Raw genomic sequence first — 6,440 nt, forward strand, 5'->3', positions numbered from 1 at the left:
GTTCCGGGAGGACCAACGAGCAGCACGCCGCGCGGGATCTTGCCGCCGAGCCGTTGGAATTTCTGCGGGTCGCGCAGGAACTCGACGATTTCTTCCAGATCTTCCTTGGCTTCGTCGACGCCGGCGACGTCCTGGAAGGTGACGCGGCCGTGCGCTTCGGTCAAAAGCTTGGCCTTCGACTTGCCGAAGCCCATGGCGCGGCCGGAACCGGACTGCATCTGGCGCATGAAGAATATCCAGACGCCGAGGATGAGGATCATCGGCAGCCAGGAGATCAGGGTGCCGAACAGCGAATTGGAGCCGTCGGATTCAGGTCGCGCATTGATGGTGACGTTCTTGTCCTGCAGCCGCGAAACCAGCGACGGGTCCCCAGGCGAATAGGTCTGGAAGCCGTTGGAACTGTCCGTGTAGTTGCCGGAGATACGGGCGCCGGCGATGGTCACCGACTTGATCCGTCCCGCCGCAACCTCCTGCAGGAACTGCGAATAGGGAACATCGCTCGAGGCTCCACGCGTCTGCGGCGTCTGGAAAAGATTGAAGAGAGCGATGAGCAGGACCGCTATGATCGCCCAGAGCGCGAGGTTGCGATAATTCGGATTCATCAATTGTCCCGTTGGCGCCGCTGGGCGGACACGCGTCGTGAGAGGAAACTTGGCCCTAACATAGGGAGAGCGTTCCCCCTTGCCAAGCATAACAGCAGGTCTCGGTTAAGCTTTCGCCCGTGGTAGGCCGGCACTGTGGCCGCCGAATGGCGCGGCTGGAACCGGCGCCGCGCCAAGCAAGACGGCGACGGCATCGGCCGGCGCCAGATCGAAGGACGGCAGGAAACGGGCGAAGGGCGCGACTGCCGGATATGCGGCGACCGCCGCCGGCATCGGGCCTTCCCCGGGCAAACCCGGGCCTTCCCCGAGCAAACCAAGGCATTCGCCATCCCGCCATAGCGCCGGCTCGGCGGCCAAGGCGGCACGTACAAGGCTTGCCGGCGTGCCACGCCCGGCAATTGCCCGCTTTGCGGCAAGAGCCGCCCCGAGCGGTGCCACCAACAGCGGTGCGATCAACAATGCACCTGAACTGTCGCCCAATGTGATCCGTCTGCGGCCGTCCCAAAGGGCATTGTCGGAAACAGCGGGCGGCAGATCGCGCAATTCGCGATGCAGAAAGATGCCGGTACGCCGGGCATCGATCACGGTCCGCGACAATGTGGCACAAAGCGGCCCGGTGCGGAGCCGGCCGAAAAGGGCTTCGCTGCGGGCCTGGTCGGGAAGGAAGGCGGTACCGCCGGTCGCCGCCAGCAGAATGCGCAGCGCATAAATGGCCGCCCGGCTGTCGCCTTCCGTCGCAAAATCCCGGTCGAGGCGGACGAGGCCGGCGGCCGGCCTGGAGGCCAAGCTGCGGATCAGCATGGCGGCGCGGTGTCCCAGTTGCTCACGCTCGGCCGCCGCCTTTCTGGCCAGCGCCATCGTTTCAGCCATGCGAGGCGCATCGTCGCCTTCAACAAGTGCCGCGCGGACGCGCGGCCGCTCGAAAGCGGTGTCGGCATTGGTCGGATCTTCGATCCAGGCGACCTGTTCACGCCGCAGGAATTCGCGCAGCGCCGCACGCCTTACGCCCAGCAGCGGCCGCACGATCCAGTGCCGCCACTCGTAGAGGGTTGCCGGCGCCATGCCGGCAAGGCCCCGCCCTTCGTCGCGCGGCCCGTCGTCGCTTTGCCCTTCATCACTTGGCCCTTCTCCACTTGCCCGCTCGTCACGCGCCCACTCGTCACGCGCTTGCCGCATCAGCACGGTCTCGGCCTGGTCGTCGGCGGTGTGGCCGGTCAGGATCAGGCCAATGCCAGCCGCTTCGGCGGCCTCGGCGAGCAGCCGATAGCGCGCCTCGCGCGCAGCGGCGGGCAGGCCGGTCGATGGTTTGTGCCCCGACCAAGCGAGGACGCGATGGGCAATGCCGCGCGCCGCGCACAGCCTGGCCACGGCTTGCGCTTCCGCTGCCGCTTGCGGCCGCAATTGATGATCGATCGTCACAGCCAGCAATTTGGTTGCCGGCGCGTTACGGTCGAGATGGGCTTTGAGGAGGAGGAGAAGGGCGGTCGAGTCGCTGCCGCCGGACACGGCCGCAACAGCGCCGTTGGAAAAGTCGATGCGCGAAAAATCCGAAAGGTCAGGCTCGGTGTCGAGCGTCATGCATGTCGCCTAAAAGCAGGCCCGTTTTTGGGGCAACGACACGCAGCGGAAAAACTAGCACGCCGCGAGTGCCCTTTCCTGCTTGACCCGCTCCTTGAGCGCGCCGGAAATATCGGGGTAGCGCTTGCCGATCTCGCTGAAGGTGGCACAGGCCACGTCGCGCTGCTTCAGCCCGACCAGTGAAACGCCGAGCTTCAGCAGCATGTCGGGCGCTTTCTTGGCCTTGGGATAGTCCTTGCTGGCAGCGAGGAAAGTCTCGGCCGCATCGCGGTATTTCTGCTGGCCGAGCAGCGATTCACCGAGCCAGTAATGCGCGTCCGCCGCTTTGGCGTCCCGGGGAAAACGGGCGATGTGGTCGCGGAAACCCTGTTCGGCGGTGCTGTAGTCGCCCGACAGGATGAACTGGTAAGAGTTGCGGTAAAGCTCCTCCGGGTCGTTGGTCGAAGGGAGTGCCGCGACCACCGTATCGTCGGACTTGCCGGCCTTGTTGCCGGCTGCCCTGGCGCCGTTGGCTGGGGCCGTATTCTGGTCCGGCGCGTTCGCCTGCGCATTGCCGTCGGCTTCGACGACATTGCCGTTTTTGTCGACGGTGATGGTGCCGAACGTCTTGGGCGGCGCGCCGGGGATCAGCTTGCCGGGATCGCCGGTGGGCGATTCGACGATGACGTCCTCCACGCTCTTGTCGCCGGCTGGCGGCGTGTCCGCAGCGGCCGGAGCCTGCGTTGCCGGCGCCTCCGCCACGTTGCTGTCGCTGTTGGGGCTGTCGCTGCTGGGTTCGGCCTCGGACTTCTTCTGCTCGGCCGGCTGCTGCGCGCCTTGACCGCCTTCCAGCTGCTGGAAGCGGAATTCGTTGTCTTCCTGCTGCTTGCGGATCTGCTCCTGCATCTGCAGGACCTGGAAATTGAGTTCCTCGATCTTGCCGTTCATCTGCCGGAGCTGTTCCTCCAGCGCCGGAGTGCCGGTGCCATCCTGTTGCGCGAATTGAACCTGATCCGGGTTTTTCTTTTCGCCGAAAATGCCGGGCAGTTTGATCGTCGGCAGATGGAAGGAAAAACCGCTTTCCGATGACTGCCCGGTGCCATTTGCCCCGTCAGCAACTGCCGCGATACTTGATACGAGCAGCAGCGCAAGCGTGCCGCTCAAGACCGATCTGAAATGCATGTGCCTCTCGCCGTGAAACCGTTGTTGCGCGCCTCTCAATCGAAGTAGACCAGCCAACTGGGACCAGCCAGGCGCTCTCGGCTCTTAACAGGACGTGAGACTTCGGCCAAATTTTGTTTGGAGCGAGCAGATATGAAAAAGGCGGCCCTGCGGCCGCCTTTCGCACCAACTGTTGCATTTTTGCCGATCAGGAACCGGCACCGCCCAGGGTGGTTACGGCGCGGCGGTTCTGCGACCAGCAGGAGATGTCGTCGCAAACCGCGACCGGACGCTCCTTGCCGTAGGAAATGGTCTTCAGGCGCTGCGCCGAAACGCCCTTGGCGACCAGGAAGTCGCGGGTGGCGGCAGCACGGCGGGCACCGAGCGCCAGATTGTATTCGCGCGTGCCGCGCTCGTCGGCATGGCCTTCGATGACGATGGCATACTGCTTGTACTGGTTCAGCCACTGCGCCTGGCGCGACAGCGTCGTCTGCGCATCGGCGCGGATCGAGGACGAATCGGTATCGAAGAAGATGCGGTCGCCGATGTTGACGGTAAAGTCCTGGGCCGACCCGGGCGTTGCCGCGCCGGCGCCGTTTAGGCCGAGATCGGCGGCGCTGTTCGGCGTCTTCTTCGAGGCGCAACCGGTGATCGCGAGCATCGCGACGAGCGCGATCATGACCGGGTTTGTGGTAAGTGCTGCGATACGGCCCATGCCGCCTCTCCTTCGCAATTCGAGTGATTTCATTGATCGTCCAGTAACCACGTTTGGGTTAACCGACGCTCAAGAAACACGGTTAAAATTTGGTTTCGGCTGCCGTCCGCAGCCTTCGTTGCAGGGGGCGCCCCGAGGGGTCATCCAAGGCTACACAATGAGCGCGGACCGTAGGCGGAAATGCGGCCAAAACATGAAAAAGAGGGAATTGAAGAAATTGAGGAGTTGAGGAATTTAGGAAAGAGATCACCTCAGCTTCTCTCTGAGATTGACCAGCATTCCGTAGATGCGGGCATAGGATTGCAACCAATCGTCGCGTTGCGCCTGTGTGATGTACTCGAGGTCGAACGCATACGAAATCCAGGTCTCCACTTCACTGCATGACCCTATGGCCATCGAAATGAACCGTGCGATGCGTGGCTCTGTGTACCCCAAGGGAAACCGCATAGGCACGCTTATAGACTTCCAAATCCCTCGCGTGCTCGATGTAGGCCCCTGGCTTCTCCATTCTTCAATTCTTCAACTCGTCAGTTCGTCAGTTCCTCAATTCCTCTTCCAGCCTATTCGAGCAGCGGTGACCAAGCCGGATCCGAGGCGAAGTTCGCCGTCGGGATCGACTGTTCGTTGCGGCCGGTGAGATCGACCGAAACAAGTTTTGGTCCGCCATTGGAATCGCGGAAGAACATCAGCACCCGGCCGTTGGGCGCCCAGGTCGGCCCCTCCTGCTGAAAGCCGGTGGAAAGGATGCGCTCACCCGAACCGTCGGTGCGCATGACGCCGATCTGGAATTCGCCGCCGGTCTGCTTGGTGAAGGCGATGAGATCGCCGCGCGGCGACCACACCGGCGTCGAATAGACGCCGTCGCCGAACGAGATGCGGGTCTGGCCCGAGCCGTCGGCACCCATCACATAGATCTGGGCGCGGCCGCCGCGATCCGAGGTGAACACCACCTTGCTGCCGTCAGGCGAGTAGGACGGTGAGGTATCGATGGCGGCCGAATTAGTGAGCCTGGTCGTCGAGCGGCTCCTCAGATCCATGGCGAAGATGTTGGAATTGCCGTCATCGCGCAGAAGACTCATGATCACCTTCTGGCCGTCCGGCGAAAAGCGCGGCGCAAACGTCATGCCGGGGAAATTGCCGACCAGTTCGCGCTGCCCCGTCTCGATCTGCAGCAGGTACACCCGCGGCTGACCGCTTTCATAGGACATGTAGGTGATTTCCTGCCGGTTCGGCGAGAAGCGCGGCGTCAGCACGATCGATTTGCCGTTCGAGAGATAGCGGACGTTGGCGCCGTCCTGGTCCATGATGGCGAGGCGCTTCTTGCGCGCATTCTTGGCGCCGGACTCGTCAATGAAGACGACGCGCGTGTCGAAATAGCCCTTCTCGCCGGTCAGCCGCTCATAGATGGCGTCGGCGATGATATGGGCGACGCGCCTGGTATTGGCGTCGTTGGCGAAGAACTGTTCCCCCGACATCTGCTGGCCGGCAAACGTGTCCCACAGCCGGTACTGGGCGCGGACACGGCCGTCAGCCTCCTTGCCGACACTGCCGGTGACCAGCGCCTGCGCATTGATCACCTTCCAGTCTTCGAAGCGCGGCGTGGCATCCGGGTTCGAGATCTTTTCGATGAAAGCGCTTTTGTCGATCGGCGCGAACAAGCCGGAGCGTTTCAGGTCGGCGCTGACGATGCCGGAAATCTCGGCGCCGAGCGCATCGCCGCCCTGGAAGTCCGTGATGGCGATCGGCAACGGCTCGACATTGCCCTTGTTGACGTTGAGCTCAACGAGCGCCCGCGCCGGCAAGGTGGCGGCGGCAGTCATGCCCAGCGCCATCGCTACGATCATCAGGAGCGGCTTGAGGATGGATTTCATGTCTTCTCGCTTCTCTTCGCTGACTCTGTGGGCGCAGGGCCTAAAGGCCGAGCATCTCCCTGGGGTCGAAAGTGACCCGAACGTCGGACCAGATGTCTTGCTTGCCCGCGGGAACTTGCAAGCCGGCCACATCGCATTTCTGAACCGCGCGCACTGCACTTTCGTCAAACGGGCGGTTTCCGCTCGATTTTTCAACGCTCGGCCGGCCATCCAACTTGCCGGAGGCGTCCAGATTAAACCGGACCACGACGACGAAATTCTCCGAGCCCTCGAGCCCTGCCGGAAGCGTCCAGCAACCACCAAGCTGGGCCTCCAATGCCCCCTGCTCCGATTGCGAAAGCTTCTGGCCCTGATCCTTTTCACCGCCGAGCGATGACTGTTGGGTCGAGCGCTTGGCGCCACCACCGGCCGGCTTCCGCTTGTCGAGCAGAGCCGAAAGCTCGTCGGCGTTGAATTGCTTGTCGTCCGATTTCGGCCTGGACGAGGCTTCCTTGACCGGCTTGTCGGCGTCCTTGCGCTCCGGCGCCTTGGCGC

General features: G+C 63.2%; 7 protein-coding genes. All 7 read right to left on the minus strand.

The features are described 5' to 3' along the window. On the minus strand, positions 1–602 hold a 602-nt coding region (locus E5W70_RS29910; RefSeq protein WP_292664888.1), incomplete at its 3' end, for an ATP-dependent metallopeptidase FtsH/Yme1/Tma family protein. Between the two features lie 105 nt (positions 603–707). Further along, positions 708–2,180: a tRNA lysidine(34) synthetase TilS gene (gene tilS / locus E5W70_RS29915; RefSeq protein ID WP_292664889.1), complete on the minus strand. Its 1,473-nt coding sequence runs from the start codon at positions 2,178–2,180 to the stop codon at positions 708–710. A gap of 54 nt (positions 2,181–2,234) precedes the next feature. Beyond that, positions 2,235–3,341, minus strand: coding sequence for a tol-pal system protein YbgF (gene ybgF / locus E5W70_RS29920; RefSeq protein ID WP_292664890.1), 1,107 nt, complete (start codon positions 3,339–3,341; stop codon positions 2,235–2,237). Positions 3,342–3,528: 187 nt separating this feature from the next. After that, the gene (pal, locus tag E5W70_RS29925; protein WP_023677992.1) at positions 3,529–4,035 is read right to left on the minus strand and encodes a peptidoglycan-associated lipoprotein Pal; all 507 of its coding nucleotides are present in this window, start codon (positions 4,033–4,035) and stop codon (positions 3,529–3,531) included. Positions 4,036–4,281: 246 nt separating this feature from the next. Further along, positions 4,282–4,482, minus strand: a complete 201-nt coding sequence (locus tag E5W70_RS29930; protein WP_366509756.1) for a four helix bundle protein — start codon at positions 4,480–4,482, stop codon at positions 4,282–4,284. A 113-nt stretch (positions 4,483–4,595) separates the two neighbouring features. Further along, a complete protein-coding gene (gene tolB, locus E5W70_RS29935) occupies positions 4,596–5,906 on the minus strand; it encodes a Tol-Pal system beta propeller repeat protein TolB (protein WP_292664892.1) in 1,311 nt (436 codons plus the stop codon). Positions 5,907–5,946: 40 nt separating this feature from the next. Further along, positions 5,947–6,440, minus strand: a 494-nt coding sequence (locus E5W70_RS29940) for an energy transducer TonB (protein ID WP_292664893.1), incomplete at its 5' end; no start/stop codon positions are given.

The sequence above is a fragment of the Mesorhizobium sp. genome (genome assembly GCF_005063415.1).
Classification (GTDB): Bacteria; Pseudomonadota; Alphaproteobacteria; order Rhizobiales; family Rhizobiaceae; genus Mesorhizobium.